18 protein-coding genes are annotated in these 20,459 nt (G+C 42.5%); all 18 read right to left on the bottom strand.

Annotated elements, in window-relative coordinates; translation table 11 throughout:
* Nucleotides 1–234: 234 nt before the first annotated feature.
* The 18 genes from BW941_RS17065 to BW941_RS16980 all read right to left on the bottom strand — a co-directional run bounded on the left by BW941_RS17065 (nt 235) and on the right by BW941_RS16980 (nt 20,459).
* The gene (locus BW941_RS17065) at nt 235–1,512 is read right to left on the bottom strand and encodes a TolC family protein (protein WP_076518130.1); all 1,278 of its coding nucleotides are present in this window, start codon (nt 1,510–1,512) and stop codon (nt 235–237) included.
* A gap of 73 nt (nt 1,513–1,585) precedes the next feature.
* Nucleotides 1,586–2,893 (bottom strand): TolC family protein, encoded by a 1,308-nt coding sequence (locus BW941_RS17060; RefSeq protein WP_076518127.1) that lies wholly within the window; start codon nt 2,891–2,893, stop codon nt 1,586–1,588.
* A gap of 107 nt (nt 2,894–3,000) precedes the next feature.
* Nucleotides 3,001–3,507: a GNAT family N-acetyltransferase gene (locus BW941_RS17055; RefSeq protein WP_076518125.1), complete on the bottom strand. Its 507-nt coding sequence runs from the start codon at nt 3,505–3,507 to the stop codon at nt 3,001–3,003.
* Nucleotides 3,508–3,547: 40 nt separating this feature from the next.
* Nucleotides 3,548–4,984 carry an FAD/NAD(P)-binding protein gene (locus BW941_RS17050; RefSeq protein ID WP_076518122.1) on the bottom strand — a complete coding sequence of 479 codons (1,437 nt, stop codon included), beginning with the start codon at nt 4,982–4,984 and terminating at the stop codon, nt 3,548–3,550.
* Between the two features lie 92 nt (nt 4,985–5,076).
* Nucleotides 5,077–6,651 (bottom strand): DHA2 family efflux MFS transporter permease subunit, encoded by a 1,575-nt coding sequence (locus tag BW941_RS17045; RefSeq protein WP_076518119.1) that lies wholly within the window; start codon nt 6,649–6,651, stop codon nt 5,077–5,079.
* A 25-nt stretch (nt 6,652–6,676) separates the two neighbouring features.
* Complete coding sequence (locus tag BW941_RS17040) at nt 6,677–7,804, bottom strand: HlyD family secretion protein (protein WP_084189113.1); 1,128 nt, start codon at nt 7,802–7,804, stop codon at nt 6,677–6,679.
* Between the two features lie 56 nt (nt 7,805–7,860).
* Nucleotides 7,861–8,925, bottom strand: a complete 1,065-nt coding sequence (locus BW941_RS17035; RefSeq protein WP_076518116.1) for a C45 family autoproteolytic acyltransferase/hydrolase — start codon at nt 8,923–8,925, stop codon at nt 7,861–7,863.
* 24 nt (nt 8,926–8,949) lie between these two features.
* A complete protein-coding gene (locus BW941_RS17030) occupies nt 8,950–9,531 on the bottom strand; it encodes a GNAT family N-acetyltransferase (RefSeq protein ID WP_217693618.1) in 582 nt (193 codons plus the stop codon).
* 206 nt (nt 9,532–9,737) lie between these two features.
* Nucleotides 9,738–11,225, bottom strand: a complete 1,488-nt coding sequence (locus BW941_RS17025; protein WP_076518113.1) for an AMP-binding protein — start codon at nt 11,223–11,225, stop codon at nt 9,738–9,740.
* Nucleotides 11,226–11,251: 26 nt separating this feature from the next.
* The gene (locus tag BW941_RS17020; protein ID WP_139325883.1) at nt 11,252–11,806 is read right to left on the bottom strand and encodes a pyridoxamine 5'-phosphate oxidase family protein; all 555 of its coding nucleotides are present in this window, start codon (nt 11,804–11,806) and stop codon (nt 11,252–11,254) included.
* A gap of 34 nt (nt 11,807–11,840) precedes the next feature.
* The gene (locus BW941_RS17015) at nt 11,841–13,844 is read right to left on the bottom strand and encodes a class I tRNA ligase family protein (protein ID WP_076518108.1); all 2,004 of its coding nucleotides are present in this window, start codon (nt 13,842–13,844) and stop codon (nt 11,841–11,843) included.
* A 16-nt stretch (nt 13,845–13,860) separates the two neighbouring features.
* Nucleotides 13,861–14,874: an NAD(P)/FAD-dependent oxidoreductase gene (locus BW941_RS17010; protein WP_076518105.1), complete on the bottom strand. Its 1,014-nt coding sequence runs from the start codon at nt 14,872–14,874 to the stop codon at nt 13,861–13,863.
* 11 nt (nt 14,875–14,885) lie between these two features.
* Nucleotides 14,886–16,202 (bottom strand): lysine N(6)-hydroxylase/L-ornithine N(5)-oxygenase family protein, encoded by a 1,317-nt coding sequence (locus tag BW941_RS17005; protein ID WP_076518102.1) that lies wholly within the window; start codon nt 16,200–16,202, stop codon nt 14,886–14,888.
* Between the two features lie 26 nt (nt 16,203–16,228).
* Complete coding sequence (locus BW941_RS17000) at nt 16,229–16,477, bottom strand: phosphopantetheine-binding protein (protein ID WP_076518099.1); 249 nt, start codon at nt 16,475–16,477, stop codon at nt 16,229–16,231.
* A 57-nt stretch (nt 16,478–16,534) separates the two neighbouring features.
* Nucleotides 16,535–17,446 (bottom strand): hypothetical protein, encoded by a 912-nt coding sequence (locus tag BW941_RS16995; RefSeq protein ID WP_076518097.1) that lies wholly within the window; start codon nt 17,444–17,446, stop codon nt 16,535–16,537.
* 15 nt (nt 17,447–17,461) lie between these two features.
* Nucleotides 17,462–18,652 (bottom strand): cytochrome P450, encoded by a 1,191-nt coding sequence (locus tag BW941_RS16990; RefSeq protein ID WP_076518094.1) that lies wholly within the window; start codon nt 18,650–18,652, stop codon nt 17,462–17,464.
* Nucleotides 18,646–18,906, bottom strand: coding sequence for a hypothetical protein (locus tag BW941_RS16985; RefSeq protein WP_076518092.1), 261 nt, complete (start codon nt 18,904–18,906; stop codon nt 18,646–18,648). The genes BW941_RS16990 and BW941_RS16985 overlap by 7 nt, the downstream gene beginning before the upstream one ends.
* Nucleotides 18,906–20,459, bottom strand: a complete 1,554-nt coding sequence (locus BW941_RS16980) for an AMP-binding protein (protein WP_076518090.1) — start codon at nt 20,457–20,459, stop codon at nt 18,906–18,908. Before BW941_RS16980 ends, BW941_RS16985 begins: the two co-directional genes overlap by 1 nt.

The following is a 20,459-nucleotide window of genomic DNA, read 5'->3' as shown; positions in this document are numbered from 1 at the left end:
GGGTGAACTACTACGGTGCCAAGCTGCAGCGCCAGTTTATTGGCAATCGACGCCTTTATCTGTTGTGTTATTTGCAAACCCGCTGGGTGCAAGCAGTGAAAAACATTCTACTACATTATCAATGCATTTGCTAGCTTGCGACAATATCTGATACATAAAATGGTGTTATAGATAACTGCACGAATTAGGAGAATTAAGTATTGGCAGTTGGCACTCCACCTGAAGAATTAAAATTTACTCAACGTCATGTGTCATGCCAAGCAAGCTGCGTACCTGGTAGGCGATTAAGGCTTGTGTGTTGTGATTTAGATTCAAAAGACTTTGTGTTTCCTTCCAATCATAGTGACGTTCCATCACCTCAAACTCGGTACTTTTACCAACCTTCGCTTCGTGGCTGGTTGCGGCAAGATTTTCTGATTTAACAACCAGTATCCTCTCTAACTTGTCTGCCTGTGCGAGCGCGGTTTCATATTGCTTGATAAGCTGCATAATTTGATATTCGATGAGTTCACGTGCATCCTTTACTCCTTCTTGGCGAATGGCGGCTAATACTTGGGATCGACTCTTAGCGGCCGAACGCAATGCGCGATTATTCAGCGGGATTTCCCAACGCAACATAAACTCATAATTATATATTCGTTCAGCCAGATAAATATTACCTTCTTGAACACCACCATTGCCGATTAATTCTAAGGTAGAGCGATAATCAGCATCTGTGTTATCCACCTCCAGATGGGCGGTTTGTAATGCATACTGGAGAGATTTCACTTGTGGTGCGTCATCAATTTTCTCTCGGATACTATCGATAGATTTAGGAAAAAAAGGGATATCTATTTTATTGGTTGTTTGTACAGGGCGATGCCCAGTCAGTCGTTGGAACAATAACGCATCTCTGCCAAGCGCCAACTCATAGTCCATTAAAAGCGATTCTGCTTCGACTTTTTCAGCGATAATTTGCTCGACAAAAGGCGGCGTATACAAGCCGACAGAGAGCTGAATTTCTGCCTCTTCTACTTTTTTAGTTAATAGAGTGACTCTCTCTTGTTGCAATTCTCGCTCAATATTCCCCCTTGCCAATGCCACGTACACATCAACAGCATCGAGAATGGTTGAATGTTTGGTAAATTCAGCATCTAAGGCCTTTTGTTGAATTGTCTTAGTGTGGATTTCATCATCCCGTTTATCACTGCCCCAAATATCAATGGGATAACTTAATTCCAATATAGCCGAGAGCGGATAGCGCTCGCCGTTTTGGACAAATCGTGCAGCCCCCTTGCTCGTCGCCACCTGCCCAGCACCGCCCAACAAATGCAACTCGACTTCAGCGTCGCGCGCTGCCTGATTAATTGCTTTGTCGATAAAAGCAAGGTCCGTTTGATAGTGTTGCTGGCGAAGTACTGATGAATGTTTCAGTGCCAGATCAATGGTTTCGACTAACGTCTGGGCATGCGCATCATGACGAGACGATATTAAAAATAAACACAATATAAAAATCAAGCCGTTTACTGGCATCTAAGCGACTCCAACAGCCTTAGGCTATTTTGAATGGGTGAAAATTTTTGTTCATCTTGCAATTTCCAACGAACTAATCGGCAATACCGAGCAAGCCACGAATCTGATAAGCAATTGATGCAAGTGTATTTTTATTTAGCTTAAGAAGATTTTGCGTTTCTAGCAAATCAAGGCGACGCGCCATCACTTCAAATTCAGTGCTTTTACCAACATTAGATTCTCGCGTGGTTGCATCAAGATTCGCCACGTCCACAAAGAGCTTCTCTTCTAACTTACCGACCTGTTGTGCAACGATTTTATGTTGCCTGATCAGTTGTAGAATTTGCGATTCATTGAGTTCGCGCGTGGATTGCAACGCTTCTTGTTGAAGCGAAATTAACGTTCGTGATCTATTTGCGGCCGCGCGCGAAGCACGATTACCCAGGGGAATATTCCAACGCAACATAAATTCGTAATTGTAGATCCGCTCCGTTAGATAAATACTCCCCTCCTGCACTCCCCCGTTAGCTGTAAGTTCCAAGGTGGAACGAAATGATGCCTCAGTATTTTTTGCTTGCAATTGTGCAACATCCAGTGCGTACTGCAAAGCTCTCACTTGCGGCGAGCGATCAACGCCCTCTCGAATACTAATGATATCATCAGGAAAATACGGCACGCCGATTTCATTATCTATAGAATCAGGATGTTGTCCTGTCAGCCTGCGATAGAGCAGGCTGTTGAGTGAGTATGACAAATCATAGTCTGCTAACAATGACTCAGCCTCTACTTTTTCCCCAATAATTTGCTCGACAAATGGCTTGGTGTATAAGCCAACGGCAAGCTGCTGCTTTGCCTCTTCCACTTTCTTGCTTAGGAACTTAACTCTTTGTTGTTGGCTATGACGCTCAAGCGTGCCATTTGCCAAGGCCACATAAACATTTACAACATCAACAATGGTCCGGTGTTTTACCACTTCCGCTTCTAATATGCGTTGTTGAATCGTCTTATCAGCGATTTTATCATCTCGATCATCAATGCCCCATATGTCGATGGGATAACTGAGTTCGACAATGGCTGACAGCGGGAAGCGCTCGCCTTTTTTAACATAGCGCGATGCATTTTTGCCCATCGTAACGTGGCCAAATCCCCCTTGTAAGTGCAGCTCTAATTCAAGTTCTCTTTCTGCTTCGTTGATAGACTTATCGATAACAGCCAAATCAGTTTGAAAATATTGTTGGCGTAGCAGCGATGAGTGTTGAAGCGCGAGCTCAATCGTTTCATTCAAGGTTGTTGCCCGAGCGTCATGAAAAAATAAGACACTGAATATACATACTACACCAGCTAAACAACGAACGGGTGATAAACATATCCCTCTCTCATCCCGCGCCTTAACAACCAACATCCAAGATACTCCAAAAGCCTCAGGCTGTTTTAAACGACAGCAAAGTTGCTAACTTAGCTGCCCAACACCAGCCCGTTAAAAATAACAATCTCTGCATGTTGGAATAACTATAACGCCAATGCACGTTCATACACTTTGAACTCACGGCCTTCTTGGGACATATTACGAACAAAAACAAACCCCAATGATTCGTACAAGCGCTGCGCAGCTGTCATCGCCGGCTGTGTCCACAAGATTAACTTGCTACAGCCAATCTCGATCGACTTTTCTATGCCTGCACTCACAAGTAAGCGACCAATACCTTGCCGACGATATTGAGGTAGAACAGCTAACAAGTGCAATTCAGCCTCCCCCCCCTGCGCTAAGCGCTGGGCAGATGAACCCGGTGGCACAACAATGATAATACCGGCCAATGCAGTTTGCGACTCATCGAATACACCAACAATGAAGCCTCGCTCCCTGACCTTCGCTGGGTTAAAGATTTTTGGTGCTATCTCCGCTGAAGTGAATCCACCATTAACGAATACTTCATTAAGTAAATCAGATAACGTCGCATCATCCACCTCCAAGCATTCTACGGGTGCAATTTTAAACATTGTTTTTGCTATATTCATTTAAATATCACTCTATAAAAAAACAACCTGATAAAATATACTAACAGCACTGCATCAATTGACGTCTAACAATTTCTGACTGTCGTGTCGCTTGAAACACACCATTCACAAGCGGCGCTCTTAAGTAAGAAGCCACGCCGACTAGCCATATTTTCTCGGGATTTTCTTCGCCAGGAAAACAGATACGCAGCTCTTCGGAAACTTTTGGTTCACGACTTTCCCCTTTATATTCTGGGGAAATCGTTAGTTTTTCTTCGTCCATATGCAGTGTCGGTCGCGTGTAACCGGCGGCAGAAATAATTGCGTCAAATCTCTGTTCATCATCTGCTTGCCCCCATGCGACGAGCCATTGATCATCCCGCACGATATTTGTTGGCGCCGCGCCTATAATATTGACTTGTTTTTGTTCTAGAAAGTGCAGCATTTTCTCAGCGTTAGATACCGGAATTGCCGACAAATAGCGCGTCGACATTCTCAAGCATTTCTTCAGCGATTTTGGCGGAATGCAACTCATGTCACGCGCCAGCATGTCATTGCCCTGCAATAAAAACGCAAGTAGGATATCCTGCCAGTGAATCGAATCTTGCTTAGCAAGTGCTATCTCGGCGCGAAGTCTTTCGATCGTATTAGTTGAACGGCAAATTTGCTTGCTGAGTCTAGGCGCGCCCATTTGCTTTAACGTTCTATTAATTTCTCGTAGCAATTCCACATGGCATCGATCGCCATTAAAGTCTATTTGCTTAAGATTAACATCAACTTTACCGGTCAAATCCGGCGCGCGTGTTCGAACCGCTGGAATCTCGCCCGATGGCGATGCCATGGTGACCCCATGACCATGCTTTGCTAACAACAAGGCCGCATCAATCGCAGACAGGCGCGTTCCGAGCACTAAAACGCTTGAATTCGGCTTCAATGAATCAATGAGCTTTTGCTCTGGATAAGGTGTAATTGACAAGCTCGGACTACCAATATGTTCGCCAAGAATCTCCGGCACCATAGGTTTGCCATAGCCATGGCAAATTAAGATGTGACTTGCATTCAGCGTGCGCCCACTTTCTAGCGTAGCCAAATATCTATTCGCGCCGATTTTTTCAACGGTCGCAACTCGATCGGCTATATAGGCATTCTTAATATTTTTCTTTTGCGCTTTTTCGCAATATTCACTATATCTTTGAGTAGTATATTGTGATACATACACCCGCGGCACACAATCATTAGGTGAGGCGTCAATGCCTCGCTCCCTCAAATAGTTAAGAAAGTCGTCTGGATCATGCGCCAGTAAAGACATCGATTCAGCAGGTGTATTACATAACAGCTCCTCGCGGGTATTAGCAAAAGCCATACCCAAACCAGGCAGGCCAGGATCAACAATATCTATCCGTTCCGCTGCATGATGCTCTACCAGCTCAATAAAAGCAGAAATCCCCGTTGTTCCTGCGCCGACGACCAGGACATGCTCTGCTACATTATTATTCAAGACCTCTCTCCATATCCGCTATCCATTAAAACAAAAACTAACCTGCCCCGGCGTTATTTCAACCTAGGTGCTATCTCTACTTGCAAATACGATTAACTAATCGTCGTCTTATTTACTTTTACCGACTCACTACCTCTCTGCTCCTTACTGGCGTTTTTCAAAAAAATTGCCAGTGTTGCTACAGAGAGTGTAAAAAAAACCAAAATCATTAATAAATCGTTAAGTGAATTACTAATAGCAATATTGGATATTCGTGTATCTAATGCGATTAGATGCTCTGCATCAATATCTGATGGCACAATATTATTGCCATTAAATAGCGCCAAATCTAAGCTTCCCCACTGAAGTTGGGATTTGATATCGGTTTCATGCATGGTGAATAGGTAACTAATCAAGGTATTAATTAAAGCAAAACCTATTGCTCCCCCAACGTTTCGAATTAAATTAATAATTCCACTGGCACCGCGAATCTTAGCGCGCGGCAGTGTTTCCATCGCGGCCTTAGAAATCGATATCATGCAAATAATAAGTCCCATCCCTCTTAATACCTGCGCCCAAAACAACTCATAAAAATCTGTCTCGGGTGTAAAGTTAACATTCAGCCATACGCCGGCCGACACAATGATCAGACCAAAGAAAATATTGTAGCGATTATCAAGCTTTCCAAAAAATATGCCGTACAATAATGCAGTAACAAACATACTCACCCCGGTGACAGCCATAATTTCGCCAATTTGCAGGCTATTTAAGCCGCGAACAGTTCCTAAAAAAAACGGCGTTATATATACTAGGCCATAGAGTATGATACCGACCGTAAATACAATAATTGTGCTAATCGTAAAGCTAGTATCTTTAAATACTGATAGATCAACAACAGGTTCGTCGTCGGTGAACGTTCTGTAAAAAAATATAATGCTCGCCACAAGGAAAACAAAAAAAGCAAGCGCGACACTTTGATCATCCAACCAATCATGCCTTGGCCCCTGATCCAGAACATACATCAATGTGCCGAGAAATAGCGCCATGCTAAACATACCTACCCAATCTATTTTGTTGAGCAAGTGACGATTTGGCGTATCAGTCCCCGGTAACGCCAACACGGCTATAACCACATATAAACCTGGGATTATATTCATTATAAATAGCCAGTGCCAGGAAAAATGATTGGTAATCCAACCGCCCAATATTGGTCCAAGCGTGGGTGCAGATGTATTCACCATACCCACAATGGCCAACGGCAAAGCAAGCTTTTCGCGCGGGAAAACGATAAACATCGTCGCCATTGCAGCCGGGATCATGCCGCCGCCAAAAAAACCCTGTATCGCTCTAGCGAAGAGCATTGATGGAAGATCCCAAGCAATTGTACACAGCAGTGAGGCGATTGTGAATCCCACTGCAGATATCGCAAAAAAAATGCGCGTAGAGAAAATTTTACAAAATGCGGCGGCCAAGGCAATCGCGATAACTTCACCGATTATATAAACCGTCTGAATCCAAATAATCTCGTCCTGGCTTGCACTCATTCCGGCGCGCATTTCGTTAATCGAACTGGCGACAATTTGAAAATCTAATATCGCCAGAAAGTTTCCAACCATCATTGCACTGAAAATCCGCCAAGCAACCGCGGTTGAAAAATAATCTTGAGGTGTCGGTGAAACAGGTGTCATGCTTGCAAACTCTTAATAAATAGAACTATTGACGTGTGTCCACAGTGACAATGGCCGACAATCCTGGTCGTAACATCACTTTAGCGTCAATATTATCTACGCGTATCTTAACCGGAATACGTTGCACAATTTTATTAAAGTTCCCGGTTGCGTTATCAACCGGAATAATGGCGAACTCAATGCCTGCGGCCGGCGAAAAACTCTCAATATGGCCATCAAAAACTCGGCCTGGATAAGCATCTATCTTAACCTTCACTTGCTGACCTATCGACATACGGTGTATTTGTGTTTCCTTGAAATTAGCCTCGATATACGCAGAACCCTGGGGTACAATGGCCAACAAACGGGATTGAGGAAAAACACGACTCCCCGTTTCCAATTCCAAATTACCCACCACCCCGGCAACGGGCGCAACAATAGAGGTTGAGGTTTTATCGATGGTGAGAAGCTTGATATTCGCCTCAGCGGCATCAATTTCCGCCTGCGTTTGATTACTCGCGGTGCTAATTCTTAACAGCCTGGCTTCAGCGGCACGCATTTCTTCAACAGCGGCCGCAACATTCGCACTGGCGACACTGTACTGACTGCTGATCAGTTCAAAATTTTGTCGACTCGTTACACCATGACTTAACAGCACTTCGTATCTTTCCAGCTCAAGCTTCATCCGACTATATTCCGCTTCCGCTACCCGAATATGTGCCTTTGCACGCTCTAGCTCGGATAAAATTTGAACCCGTTCATATTCCTGCATTTTTAAAGCCGCCAAACTGCCGCGCAGATTGGCCTCTGCAATTTCCTTACGCACGGAAATTTCATCATCTTCAATCTTGACAAGCATTTGGCTTTGCTTAACGACTTCATTATTGTCAACCAAAATCTCTAACACATTGCCTTCAATTTTTGGACTAATCCACGTTAAATCCGCCTTAACATAAGCATCGTTTGTGGACTCGATGTATTGATAGCTAGTAAAGTAGTAATAAAGACCTGCTAAAAGGGTCACGATCGCCAAGCTTAGCAGAATAGAGCCTTTCGACTTTTTTTGCTGTTGAGGCGTCTCTTGCTTTGCGTTGTTTGCATCAAGCTTGGGATCGCTCGAAGACTGCTGCACAATAACAGCCGAAACGTTAGATTGTGTGTTACTTGGTTCCATATGTTTGTAACCCTAGTTTCATTTTATTCCCGCATACTCACTATAACATGCTGCAGTTAACAACCAATTTGAAATCGAACAGGCTGAGACTCACATGGATGCCCTTTACATACCCATAACGTGCCTTCACTGGGGTTTAACATCACGGCCGCCACAGTATCCGGTCGCCTATAATCCCCCTGCGCATGTGCGCACAATCCCACGGGAAATAATGAGTGATCTGAAAATACGCTAAAACACGCATCGACCGAAGTACCTTCTTTCCGAATACCCTGTGCCATAAGCTCTTGGCGCTTTAACGATCCATTTCTACTGAATATATTAAGACGATCATCCGGAATTAACGCGCTATGCAAAAAGTGGTTTGCTCTGAAAAAGTCACCCTCGGGCTGCCAACTATAAAAACTATCCGTCGTAAATTCGCAACAGGTGATACCAAATTTATCGACAATCGTAAATGCTCTGGCTGTTGCTTTTGGCAGCTTGCGAATGCGCGCTACCGCCTCTTCAGCAGACCGACAATTAAGCATCTCGCGCACCAGAAGATAAGGCGATACACCTTTAGCCACCACGTTTGTCGTCAGCAGATTAATGCAAACACCCACGCCAAAGCTATTGATTCCCAAATAGCCAAGCATGCCGACAAAACTAAACATCAGAATTTCTGGGGCAGCAGGATCAGCTGACTTTATTTTCAATACCGTTGCAAACTCAGATATCAAGCCATCTTGATCGACCGTTTGTCCTAACAAGTGGCTGTTATCCGCATTCACCGCAAATGTCGTGCAATCCCCTACAACCTTCTGTGAATCGGGTTGTGCATTTATACCGATAAGTTCGCGCCGATATTGGAACGCCAGCGCCTGCAAGCGCGTAATCCCCGCACCATCCGCCAACCCTTCCAGTTCTAATAATAAATCAGGGACTTTGTCTTTAAGTACGTCTAAATAGGTTTCCAGACATTCATTCATTGCTGAGATGCTCAGCGCCTGTGTCCTAATCCGATTAACTCTTAAGAAGCCATCGTTTAAATACTTATTTATTTCATCTCTAACGGCAATACCGTATTGCTTTCCCCGTTGATAGGGCGTTCCCGATAATTCTACTATTTGTATACTCATAGATACCAGACCAACACTCACAAATTACATCGCTATTTTTTTAATTAGCTTAGATTTCACATCATCCCACTCAGATGCCAATACGGAATAATAAATAGTATCGCGCCGTCTACCATCTTGCATCAACGTGTGTGACCGCAATATGCCCTCTTCCGTTGCCCCAAATTTCTTTAAGGCGTTTCTTGCTGCTAAATTTAACACATCGGTTTTAAATTCGACGCGAAGCATGCCCGCCTGTTCAAACGCGTACGCTAACAATAGATATTTGCAGTGATCATTTATACCCGTTCCTTGAAATTTTCTGCCAAGCCAAGTCCAGCCAATTTCAACCCGCCTATCCTTCAAAGAAATATTGCCGAAGCTTGTGCTGCCGACAATCAAGCCTGTCGCTTTATCGATGATGGTGAATACATGCTGGCGTCCGGCTTTATTTTCTTCTATCGATGAAACTATATAATTTGCCAATTCAAGATCGCTAGATAACTTCATCACATAATAACGCCAAAGATCTTCATCGAAAGCAATTGACGAGAAACCTTTAGTATCCTCAATTGACATAGGACGCATAATAACTTTGTCGTCTTCCAACACGATTTGCTCAAACACCACCTAATCCTTTATATTGATGCACTGCGTTAAAAAAGGCCGCATATTTTACAGTCTACGGCCATCATCAAACTATTCACCACAAACTGCTTAGATCACCACTTAAAATACTTAAATATATAATCTTGCTTACTAAGACCCTGACATCAACTTTGAAGTGCAACATTTTCACCCCTTTATTTGGGGGCTGTGTTGCAGTCAGTATATTAATTCGCGGACTCATATAAAGCCAATAATTCATCTCCATATCTTTCCCAAATTGCGTCTCGTTTTACTTTAAACTGAGATGTTAACAATCCATTTTCCTGGGACATCGGCTCATCACATACAATATATTTGTGCACACGCTCATCGGCAACACGATTTCGACCTGACTCTGTTACCGCTAACTTAATTTCATCAGTCGACACTGATGAGGATTTACGCTGCAATACAGCGGTTAAATAGTGTTTGCCGCTACCAAACACCACCGCCCTTTCTATTACCGCCATCCCCTCCAGAGATTTTTCAATTGGCACAGGTGCTACTTTTTTACCAGTCGACAAAACAATTAAATCTTTTATTCTTCCAGTGATATACAAATAACCGTCTTCGTCTAAATAACCGATATCGCCCGTGGCGACATAGCCATCTTCGCGAAACACCTGGCGGCCTTCCTCTTCGCTTACGTTCAGATAACCATCGGTTACCGCGTGTTTAGAGCGCACCAATATTTGGCCGGACCCTTCGAGCAGTACGCTCTTAGATGGAACCACTTTGCCCACGCTACCCACTCGGTTATTACCTGGATAATTCTTGGCGATGATACACGTCTCGTTCATTCCATACCCTTGGTATAGCGGTATGCCTAACTGTTTATATTTATCCAACGCATCTTCTGATAAAGGCGCAGATCCACTCCACAAATAGCGAATGTTGTTTCCTAACAAGCTATTAAACGCCAATTTACATTGCTCATCATGGGCATCGATGTCTTGCACCAAGCGTTCAAAAAACTCAGGCACCCCCATGACCACAGAGGGATTCAGACGCTGCATGGCGGTAATCGCAAACCGGTAAGGCACAACAATCACATCGTGATCAAATAAAATCCCCGAATAAATCCAAAACCTTTGTTGGAAAAGATAAAGTGGAAGAAAGATAAGTATATTATCACCAGGTTGGTGATTAAACATAGCTTGAACATTTGTGAGTGTATCGCTCACGCTGGTAGAGCGCAGCATCATCGCTTTAACGTGACCTGTCGATCCGGAAGTGAACTTTAATCCAATTGCTTCCTTACCATCATAGCGGTGAGGATCAATTGACAATTCAACTTCATCATGGGAAGCAGACTTATCAAAATGTTTATTCAGTTGCTCGTCTTTATCGAGATAATATACAAAATCGATATCACACTCGCTGACAATTCTATCGATATCATGACCTGCGGCGGCATCCATACCCGCAGAAAGCAAACCATAGGCAAGACAGGCTAAATCAACAATAACCCATTCATAGCTATTAGCACCAACAATGCCAATACGCATACCTGGTTTTAATCCGTGTTTTTGAAACAGTTCAATTGTACGCGCGATATCGCGCTTAATCGCTTTTGCATCATATACAACATGCTCGCCATTCTCAAAAAAGTGTAGCTTAACACTGCTACTAGAAAGTCGTGGGATAATATTGTTCACGTAATCTGCATTCATAATATTGGGTCTCTTCATTAAAATATTTACAAATCACTTTCATCTAACGCACCGAGATTATCGATACTGAATAAATTATTTTCTTCTTGGTACTTCGTTAACCAGTCTTTACCTTTCGCCTTGGCCCAATCTTCCAATTGGTCGCGCTCACCTTCGTATTTATACAAAGGAACAGAAAAACCGCACGAGCCAGAAACGCGCGTAACATCTAATTTAATAATGGCGCGCAGGCCCGTAAACTCTGGAAATATAGGTATAAGCCTCTTATATTCATTCGAGTGCTGCGCAATAACACTTGCTTTTCCATATAAACGAATAATTTTTGGTGGCCCTTCAAATGCACAAAACATAATTACCATCCGTCGATTTTCTTTGACATGGGCAATTGTTTCGACACCACTACCACATAAGTCTAAATAGGCAACTGTTTTTGAATCCAATACTCTAAATGTATTATATCCTTTTGGTGAAAGGTTGATATGCCCATCTTCTGATAGTGGCGAGGTAGCGACAAAAAACATCTTTTGCCGCTCTATAAAACTCTTCAGCCTGGGCGTTATTGCTTCATATAGATGTTTCACAACTACAACTCCATCGTAACCAAGGTATACACCATTAAGCCCTGCCTGATCTATATTGCTTAATTAAACTGTATCCTTCAGCAAAATAATTGCCGCTCTCCACATCCATCTGAATGCCGCCGTCTAGCAACGTGACTTTATCTGGCCATGTTGGTGTTTCTGACATACCTAACAGTGTTAATAAGTGTTTTGAATATCGTGGCATCACCGGATACACAGCCTCGGCCAGCGCTTTTAAGGTAGACACTTCAAGGGCCACTACGGTTCTGTAGTAACTATGAAAATTTTCACTTGTTTTAAGTGCGTTGCAATAGGCGGAAAAACTGATCACATCATCAACGATACTATCAATAGCTTTAATCGCAGCGCGCAGAGAAAAATTCTCGCTAGTATAATAAACGGAAATTTGTTGCAGTTTTGATGCTAGGGAATCTACATAAGCACCATACTCAGGCATCCATAGTCCTGTCGAAGGCGTTACACCAGCAAAGTCATTCTTCACTTTTTGTTGCAACGCTGCGGTCCAGTTTTCCCACTTATTAATAAGGGTTGACTCTATATCAGCCAGTAACTCTGAAAGATCAAAATTTGTTTGATCGTATTCGGATCGTGTCTTTGATAGGAAATATCTGATGATATCTGTTGTGTGGTGGTTCAGAATCTCTTTACCCCAAATAACATGCCTGCGACTGGTCGAAAACTTCTTGTGTTCAAGCAAATAAAACTCATTGTAATTATAATCAACCTGCGTCTTCCAAGATGGATAGGCAAGTTTAAATAAAACCGGATATAAAACGGTATAATAAAAGCTATTATCAAAACCAAAAAAGTGAACAATCTTCCAGTCATCACTCGGCTCAGACCAATCCTCGCCTTGCCTTTTACCTAAACAGTCAATGGCATACATAAAACCAAAAAACATATTCACCCATACCCAAATGGATTGATCATCGTATTTTTGATCACCTACCTTAACGCCCCATTTTTCCAGATGGGTTAACGGTAAATCAAATGTTTCGCGCGCTAAAATATCTTCTACCAATACTCTCACGCGTGGTGACAACTTCGATTGATCCAAGTGGTCTCTAATCACCTGATAGTAACGATGGAGCGCGAGGCTAAAACGTTCACTCTCACCATGCTGTGCTTTCGTGTTAGTGATATTTGAAAAACTATTTTTTAAATCAACACAGGTATTCGGCGCACCACATTGTTCACAAATATTGCCGTTGCCATCCGAGCCACACGTTGGGCATTCCCCTCTTACATCAACTTCATACAAATACTGGTTTGTCGTTGCGTCAAAGAGCGATGGTCCTTTGACATAGTCTAAATATTCTCTCAGCGCATTAAATTGCGCCTGCATATACACTTTGTAAGGCTCATCGGTTGACGTACATAAAAAGTTGTCATATTCCACATCGAACAAATCCAATGTATGACGTATCGCATCCGAGTACTGCAAGGCGACTTCATATTCTGAACCCTGCGATTTTTCAGCCAATGAACGCACATAACTCTGGAAATCGTCACTACCCGTAAGATGAAATACTTTTCTACCGCGCATGCGTTCAAAGCGTTTATAAACATCCGCACCCAAATAAGGCCCCGACAAATGGCCTAAATGTAAATCACCATTTGGTGTTGGTGGCGGTGAAAAAACGAATATCGGTGTATCAAGATTATTTGCCTTGTTAGCCTGAATAACGTTTAATTCGCTGCTACCTGCATGCCAATACAGGTCTGCAACTACGAGCGGTGTATCACTATTATTACTCAAGTAGTGCGTCTCAAGCGGATCAATTAAAATAATATCGCCCGCCTTTACCGAGAACTCTTCGTTGCGACTATGCGCAAAACCATTACCCGAAATAATAATATAGACTTCTTTTTCGCTATGCTGATGCGGTTGTGACGTGTGCCCAGGCTCCACAACACCCCATGCTATTTGTATTTCGCCGTATACTTCATCGCTATGCGAGCACAAAATATTAAATGCCTCTTCGAATCCGTTAACACCATATTCAGCCTTCTTCATGTTTACACTCTCGAAATTAAAAGTTTAAAAGTTCTACAACCTTTTTGGATATCGCGGGTGCCAAGCGGAAACCCGACCCGTTAGACGCACCGGCAAACACAATAGATTTGTTAGAATTCACATAATCAACAACCGGTTCTCTGTGCGGGCTATACGCATCGCAGAACGCGCGTCCGGAATGTACCAGCTGACTCATCGTTAGCGAATATTTCTCCAAAATCGACTTTCCTGTATCAATATCGCTGGCACTGACATAGAGAAGCCCTTGTGGATCAACCCCCCAAGTTTGGCAGGTATAGCTATAGAGCCAATACTGTTTATCTAACAATGGCAACAAAAAAGCATCATCATCAGTAAAATAATGTGCAGCGCTATTAATAGACACTGGCCATGCGACATGAAAGGCCACGATCTTTTTGATTTCGATATTAAGTGGGGCGGTATATTTAGCAAACGAAGGTGAGTTAACCCACGGTCCTGGACACATTATACAGTATGACGCTTGCACTAAACGCCCACCCGCAAATTTAATGTGGATTCCGCGATCATTCTCGTCAATACTTTCGACAAAATGCCCCTCGATAATCTCTAGCGCATCGCCCAAACTACGCGTAATTTGTTGCGTAATTACATGCAAATCCCCACGATAACAACTTGAACATTGCCATGTTTTAAGATAATGCGACAAGAAGTTATCCTCAACAGGCGCCGAGACCTCAGCATACTTACCCGCATTAAAATACGACAACTTCGCATCACTGTGGCTATGTATATAGGTTTTAACCGGATAATACCCGCACTCATCGTTCAAGAACTGCTGATAATATTCTTGCGAATATTCGCTCATTTCTTTAATAAGTGCTGTACGTCCGCCCGGTATATCATAGCCCGCAGAGTAGCCGGTTGCCCCTAAGCCCGGCAACTTCATATCCACAACCATAAGAGAAATATCAGTGCACCGCGCCAAGATATCTCGTGCAATAATTAAGCCTTGAATACCCGCGCCGATAATGACAATGTCATACTTCATTGACTAACCTTTCAAATAGACGCTTTAGCTTCTCGAATCAGGCCCTGTTCAACAAAGGGTTCAATTTCTTGAATAGGATTCCATTCTACAAGCGACTTATTAGCAACTTGCTGGCATGCCTTATTTTCAATTCGGTCAAGCACTTTCCTGCTACGCCATGCCGTTAAACTAAGATTGGGATCAGACAACCCTTTTTGATTTTTCACTGAGTTAAGCATAAAAATATTTCGATCTTTGGGCCCATTCCAGACAACAGAGTAGTCATTATCGACCATATATTCTTCGCCAACCCCAACCTTTTCAAGCTTATGATCTATGGGCCGCAGAAAATTTTTCGGCCCATCACAAAAACCCGTTGCCCAAATAATCACGTCTGCTTCAAAGTGCTCATCGACTTCATATTCCAGATGTCGGGAGTTAACCAACCATTTGGTACCGATCTTTGTTAACCCCTCAACGCTACGACTAGGCATTAATTTAAATTCCAAAGGATTATCTTCCAGAAACTGGTATCTATACAGTAATTGATAAATATCGTTTAAGGTCTTGCCGGAGATGCCGTCACTCGTTAATATATTTTTTCTAACATATTCTTTTTTCTTGCTGTAACTAAATTGTTGCAAATACTCTACTTGACAAGGCATAAAAAGATCATTTGTAAACGGCGAGTCATCGATAGGTAAAAAATTATCGCGTCGCGTAATCCAATACACCTGCTTCACTGCATCATCTTTATCTCTTGATATCAAATCATAAAAAGCTTCGGCGCCAGATTGACCACCACCAACGATAATAATTTTCTTGCCCGCCAGTTGATGGTCATTATACTTATATTGCGAGACGTGAAAGTTATTATTACCTAACAACGGTCTGGCAAAACTTGGTATATATTGAACTTTGCCAACACCCACGGAAATATTCTTACTTCTCAATGTTCGCTTATCGGTTTCAACAATGAAATCTTCATCGAAATTCACACTTAGCACACATTCACTCATTAAAATATTATCTAGACGTTGTGACACCCACTTAAAATAGTCGGCATACTCCTTCCTGGAAACACTTTGAAACTGGGCATTCAAAAAATGATATAGCTTTCCGTTGGTGTGAAGATAGTTAAGAAATGAATGCTCATTGGTTGGGTCTGCTAATGTCACCAGATCTTTAACAAAACTCACCTGTAAATCTGCAAAGCTAAATTCCATGCCTTTGTGCCATGAAAATTCAGGTCTTCGTTCAATATACATTGCGTTAAGGTGTTTAGGAGACAGTGCCGCCAAACTGAGATTTGACGGACCGGCGCCGATCCCTACTAAGTCGTATATCATAATTAACCAATCCTTGACTATATTACTTAAGATTTGCTTGAATATCTTTCAAACAAATTCACTACATCTTCTACTGATACCAAATTTAGGAGATCTGCATCTGTCAGCTTTAATAAATCAACGCCAAACTGATCGCAAAGCGTAGTAAGTAACGACACAAGAGCAAGTGATGACAAATGTAAATCATCCTGCAACTTCATCTCAGCACTTATTGAATCTATCGTCGGCACCAAGCTATGTAATTTATGCTCAACGACATCAAACATACTGTTCATAATATTCCTTGATCAAGTTCTGAGTATCCACACATCAAAAACCAGGGCAAACCAGCTTTAGCATCTAACTCGCCACAACGCCGAACAACTGCCTGATAACCCAGTAGCAATACCACAACCATATTCACCATCGGCAATGTTAGAACGACTCGCCCAGTCAATAAGATTGACCAGTTGATCCGTGGAGAACAAGTGGGCATAATCTGCCAAATTATCCAAGTAATAGTCTTTTAACGGTATACCTAGTACGCTTGCAAATGCACCGGCAACTTCAGTATTGCCCGTATTGGGTATCCACTTAGATATTTTACCAGTAAATTCTTTGGTAACTGTGCTTTTACAAAAAGAAGCTGCTTTGGCGATATCCCGAAATGCTTGCCCCGGATTGGACAAGCCGGCTCTGGATAAATGATGATATGCTTTTTGAAATTTCACCAGCTCAAATGAATAACCTTCACCATGACGCTCGTTTGACACGATGCACGCCGCCGCACCATCTGAGCATATGGTATAGCCACTGGTCATACGTTGTTCTTTACTGCATGCAACATCTGTAGAAACTAATAGCACATTTCGCGCACGCCCGGTTTCTACCAACATAGTGGCGTACTCCAATCCCAACATGGAATTTGTACACTCACCAAAGCAAACACCAGCGATAGGCGTTTCCAACATGTTCATCGCGTTTGCAAAAAGCCCAACCCCTAAATCCCCAATCATCGGGTTTTTAGAACTGATTGAAGCATAAACCACCTGATCGATATCTGCTGGCGAAAACTTAGCTTCTTCTAAAGTTTTCTTAGCCGCATCGACACCCACCTGCCATGGCTCGCCATCATAGCTTCTAAAATTTTTAAACCCTCTATCGAGAAGAAACTTTGCTCCTTCATCATCACCCGCCAATTCAGGAATTTCGGTTATGGGTTTTGAGTCACCTAATGTATAGTTAATGCAGCTAATGTTAATCATAATCCTTTGCCTTCCTTATGCTTGTAAACAACAATCTTTAACAGTATTTATTTTCGAATTAACCCAAACTGAATCGGGCTTACGAAACAGTGAGCCTCTAATAACAGTATCAATTTTATCTATGTCACGAACACCCTGTATTTTTTTCCAAAATGTTCTGAGCACTATTTCAGAATTAGTCAGGGTAAAGTTACGCCCCATACATGCGTGAGTCCCTATAGCGAACGTTAAATCCCGCTTGCGGGTTGAACGTTCAGGATTAAAAACATCAGGTTCCTGAAAAACACTTTCATCCCGACTCGCACTGGTTAACAACAACCTTACACATTGATTTTTCTTAATGGAAATACCATTTAGATCAAGGTCCTGTGTGGCAAATCTAACCGTATTTCCTTGCACAGGCTCAAGACGTAGCGCTTCATTGAGGATTAAGCGCGCCATGGAACTATCTTCTGCCAATCGTTTGAACCACTCCTGATGGTTGGACAAAATCACAAATGCGTTGCCTAATAAGCACATTGAAGTTTCAATGCCCCCGGCGAGAAATGTCCAGTAAACAAGTTTAATCGTTTCCATAGACTCGTCACGCACGCAGTCGAACATTTGCATATAGCCCAGGTCTTCTTGTTTTTGTTCAAACTTATTAACAAGAATGTTGGTCAACCATTCGTCAACTTCCTTATGAACATCGCCGACGGCTTCGAAATTAATTTCTATTTCGCCTAAGTGATTCATAAGCACCATCATCTTTTCAAACAACCATTTCTCTTGATCTAGTGGAATACCCAAGAATTGACAGGTTGCTAAGGTAGGTACGCGACTGGCAATTTCCGCCATAAAATCAAAACTCGGCTCATAAACAACATCGTCGATTAACTTAATCACAGTCGGTTCAACAAACTTTTCAGAAAAATTTCGAACGTTAATACCTGTCAACACCGAACTTGCGATGATTTTCTTTAAGCGTTGCTGTTCTTCACCTTCCATATCAAGTAGTGTTTTACCGAACAAATGTGTCGTTGTGCGCCATGGATATTCAACGGTAAAACGCTGATCAAGAAATAGCTTGGCAATATCCTCGTGTCGAAAAACGTTAAAAAGCTTCTCGGACTCAGACCAGCATATTGGTGCCTCTTGACGAAATTTCTTCAGCACTGGCCAAGGATCAGTTAGAAATGCGTCTGATCGTGTATCTAAATTTAGCATGATAGCCTCATATCTCGTAAAATAGAGTCGTACATCGTTTGCAATGTATAAAAATGTTCAACTTTTAAGCCAGATACTTGAATTTCATTCCCTGTTATCTCTTCAATTTTATTAACAAGATCTGGCAAATCAAATGATTCAATAATGCCGACGTCGAATAGATTATCAGTATCACCCCACGCCCAGTCACTCGGCACATCTGTACGGTCGTTAAGATAGGCAATCACCTTAGAATAGAATTCTTTCCTTTCCATTAAATGGACACTCCTTTATTAACCAAATATTCTTTTCTTTTATTAACATCCTTCAATACCGACCGATCGACCTTGCCATTCGAAAGCAAAGGCAAAGAATGGGCTGCATAAAAGTCAGTAGGCATCATATACCTGGGAAGTAGTTGAGATACATTTTTGCGTACCATCAATACGAATTCACGCCAGTCTAGACTGCTTTTATTAACAATAAAGCATTCGATGGTTTTTCTTCCCTCATTGTCATTGACAATGGTGGTCGCCGCCGAAACATCGCTAATCTCATTGATAACCCGATCGATCTCAGGTAGCTCTATCCTATTACCGCCTATTTTTACCTGATGATCACAACGACCAACAAAGTAAAAATCATCATTTGCATCTTGAAAAACTAAATCGCCGCTTTTAAAGGTAATGCCCTCATCCCCTCGAGGATCAGCCACCAGGCTTCTATTTGTTTGCTCTGGATTGCACCAGTAGCCGCGAAAGAGATGAGGGCCCTTGATATATAGTTCACCCACTTCTTCTGCTTGCGCCAAATCTCCCTGGTCATTGATAACAAACATTTCTGTATTTAACAACGGTTTACCGATTGAAACACATCCTTTGTGTGCACAAATTGGGTTACTTAGTTTTTTAAAGCAACAGCCCATCGACTCTGTATGGCCAAAAGACTGAACAAATTCAGCATTGGGCAGCTTGCTTTGTAATGTAAGTAAATCCTTAACCGGGAACGATTCCGCTGCATATAAAACGGATTTCAAAGTTGTCAAACTGTTTAAAATATTGGCATCTGAGCTATCTAATACCGGGCGCCAAACAGAGGGAATAGAATGCATGCGTGTAATGGAATGTTCATTCAGATATTTAATAAAACCCTTAGCATAATGTGCCAGAATTTTAGGCACCAGCACAAGTGTTGCACCGAAATAAAAGGTGATCGCCATATCAAAAATACAAAAATCAAAATGCAGTGGAGAGATACTGCCCACGCGATTATCTGCATCGATACTCATCTCATGGTAGCCTTTTATCGCTGCGATTGCCGCCGAATGCGTCATGGTAATGCCTTTGGGCACGCCAGTTGTACCTGACGTCATAATGATATAGGCATCTTTATCGTCTTGGTTATGCGATGTATCCGTAGGGGGGCTACCCGCCATTCGATGAAGCTTTATCGTATCAAGTTCTATACATTCTTCAGCACCATAGTCTTCTGCTGCATCGCGCGCGCAAACGATTAGAGAAGGCGCCACTGCATCAATAATGGATAGAAATCTAACATTTGGTATGTCAGTTGCGATGGGTACATAAATCGCGCCGTACGACATAATCGCTAACGACATCGCTATGGCAATAGGTTCTGCGTCCATGCGAATAATGACTCTATCACCCGGCTGCACTTCGTTGTTGACAAGAACTGTTTTTAAGGCGTCAATCTCTTGCTTAAGCCGTCCATAGGACCATGCTTCATCTTGAAACGTCATCGCCTCTTTTGCGTCGTCCGGATTTGCTCTCTTTAGTATAAAGTCTACAAAACATTCATTTGCATGCAT

This window comes from Thalassolituus maritimus, assembly GCF_900156675.1.
Lineage (GTDB): Bacteria > Pseudomonadota > Gammaproteobacteria > Pseudomonadales > Oceanobacteraceae > Thalassolituus > Thalassolituus maritimus.
This window is presented reverse-complemented; position numbering and strand designations above follow the sequence as displayed.

Excerpts from the sequence above, each read along its gene's own strand:
- BW941_RS16995 (WP_076518097.1), bottom strand. The coding sequence starts at position 17,446 with ATGATTAACATTAGCTGCATTAACTATACATTAGGTGACTCAAAACCC.
- BW941_RS17000 (WP_076518099.1), bottom strand. The coding sequence starts at position 16,477 with ATGAACAGTATGTTTGATGTCGTTGAGCATAAATTACATAGCTTGGTG.
- BW941_RS16990 (WP_076518094.1), bottom strand. The coding sequence starts at position 18,652 with ATGCTAAATTTAGATACACGATCAGACGCATTTCTAACTGATCCTTGG.
- BW941_RS17035 (WP_076518116.1), bottom strand. The coding sequence starts at position 8,925 with ATGAGTATACAAATAGTAGAATTATCGGGAACGCCCTATCAACGGGGA.
- BW941_RS16985 (WP_076518092.1), bottom strand. The coding sequence starts at position 18,906 with ATGGAAAGGAAAGAATTCTATTCTAAGGTGATTGCCTATCTTAACGAC.
- BW941_RS16980 (WP_076518090.1), bottom strand. The coding sequence starts at position 20,459 with ATGCATGCAAATGAATGTTTTGTAGACTTTATACTAAAGAGAGCAAAT.
- BW941_RS17040 (WP_084189113.1), bottom strand. The coding sequence starts at position 7,804 with ATGGAACCAAGTAACACACAATCTAACGTTTCGGCTGTTATTGTGCAG.
- BW941_RS17005 (WP_076518102.1), bottom strand. The coding sequence starts at position 16,202 with ATGATATACGACTTAGTAGGGATCGGCGCCGGTCCGTCAAATCTCAGT.
- BW941_RS17015 (WP_076518108.1), bottom strand. The coding sequence starts at position 13,844 with ATGAAGAAGGCTGAATATGGTGTTAACGGATTCGAAGAGGCATTTAAT.
- BW941_RS17010 (WP_076518105.1), bottom strand. The coding sequence starts at position 14,874 with ATGAAGTATGACATTGTCATTATCGGCGCGGGTATTCAAGGCTTAATT.
- BW941_RS17045 (WP_076518119.1), bottom strand. The coding sequence starts at position 6,651 with ATGACACCTGTTTCACCGACACCTCAAGATTATTTTTCAACCGCGGTT.
- BW941_RS17065 (WP_076518130.1), bottom strand. The coding sequence starts at position 1,512 with ATGCCAGTAAACGGCTTGATTTTTATATTGTGTTTATTTTTAATATCG.
- BW941_RS17060 (WP_076518127.1), bottom strand. The coding sequence starts at position 2,893 with ATGTTGGTTGTTAAGGCGCGGGATGAGAGAGGGATATGTTTATCACCC.
- BW941_RS17055 (WP_076518125.1), bottom strand. The coding sequence starts at position 3,507 with ATGAATATAGCAAAAACAATGTTTAAAATTGCACCCGTAGAATGCTTG.
- BW941_RS17025 (WP_076518113.1), bottom strand. The coding sequence starts at position 11,225 with ATGAATGCAGATTACGTGAACAATATTATCCCACGACTTTCTAGTAGC.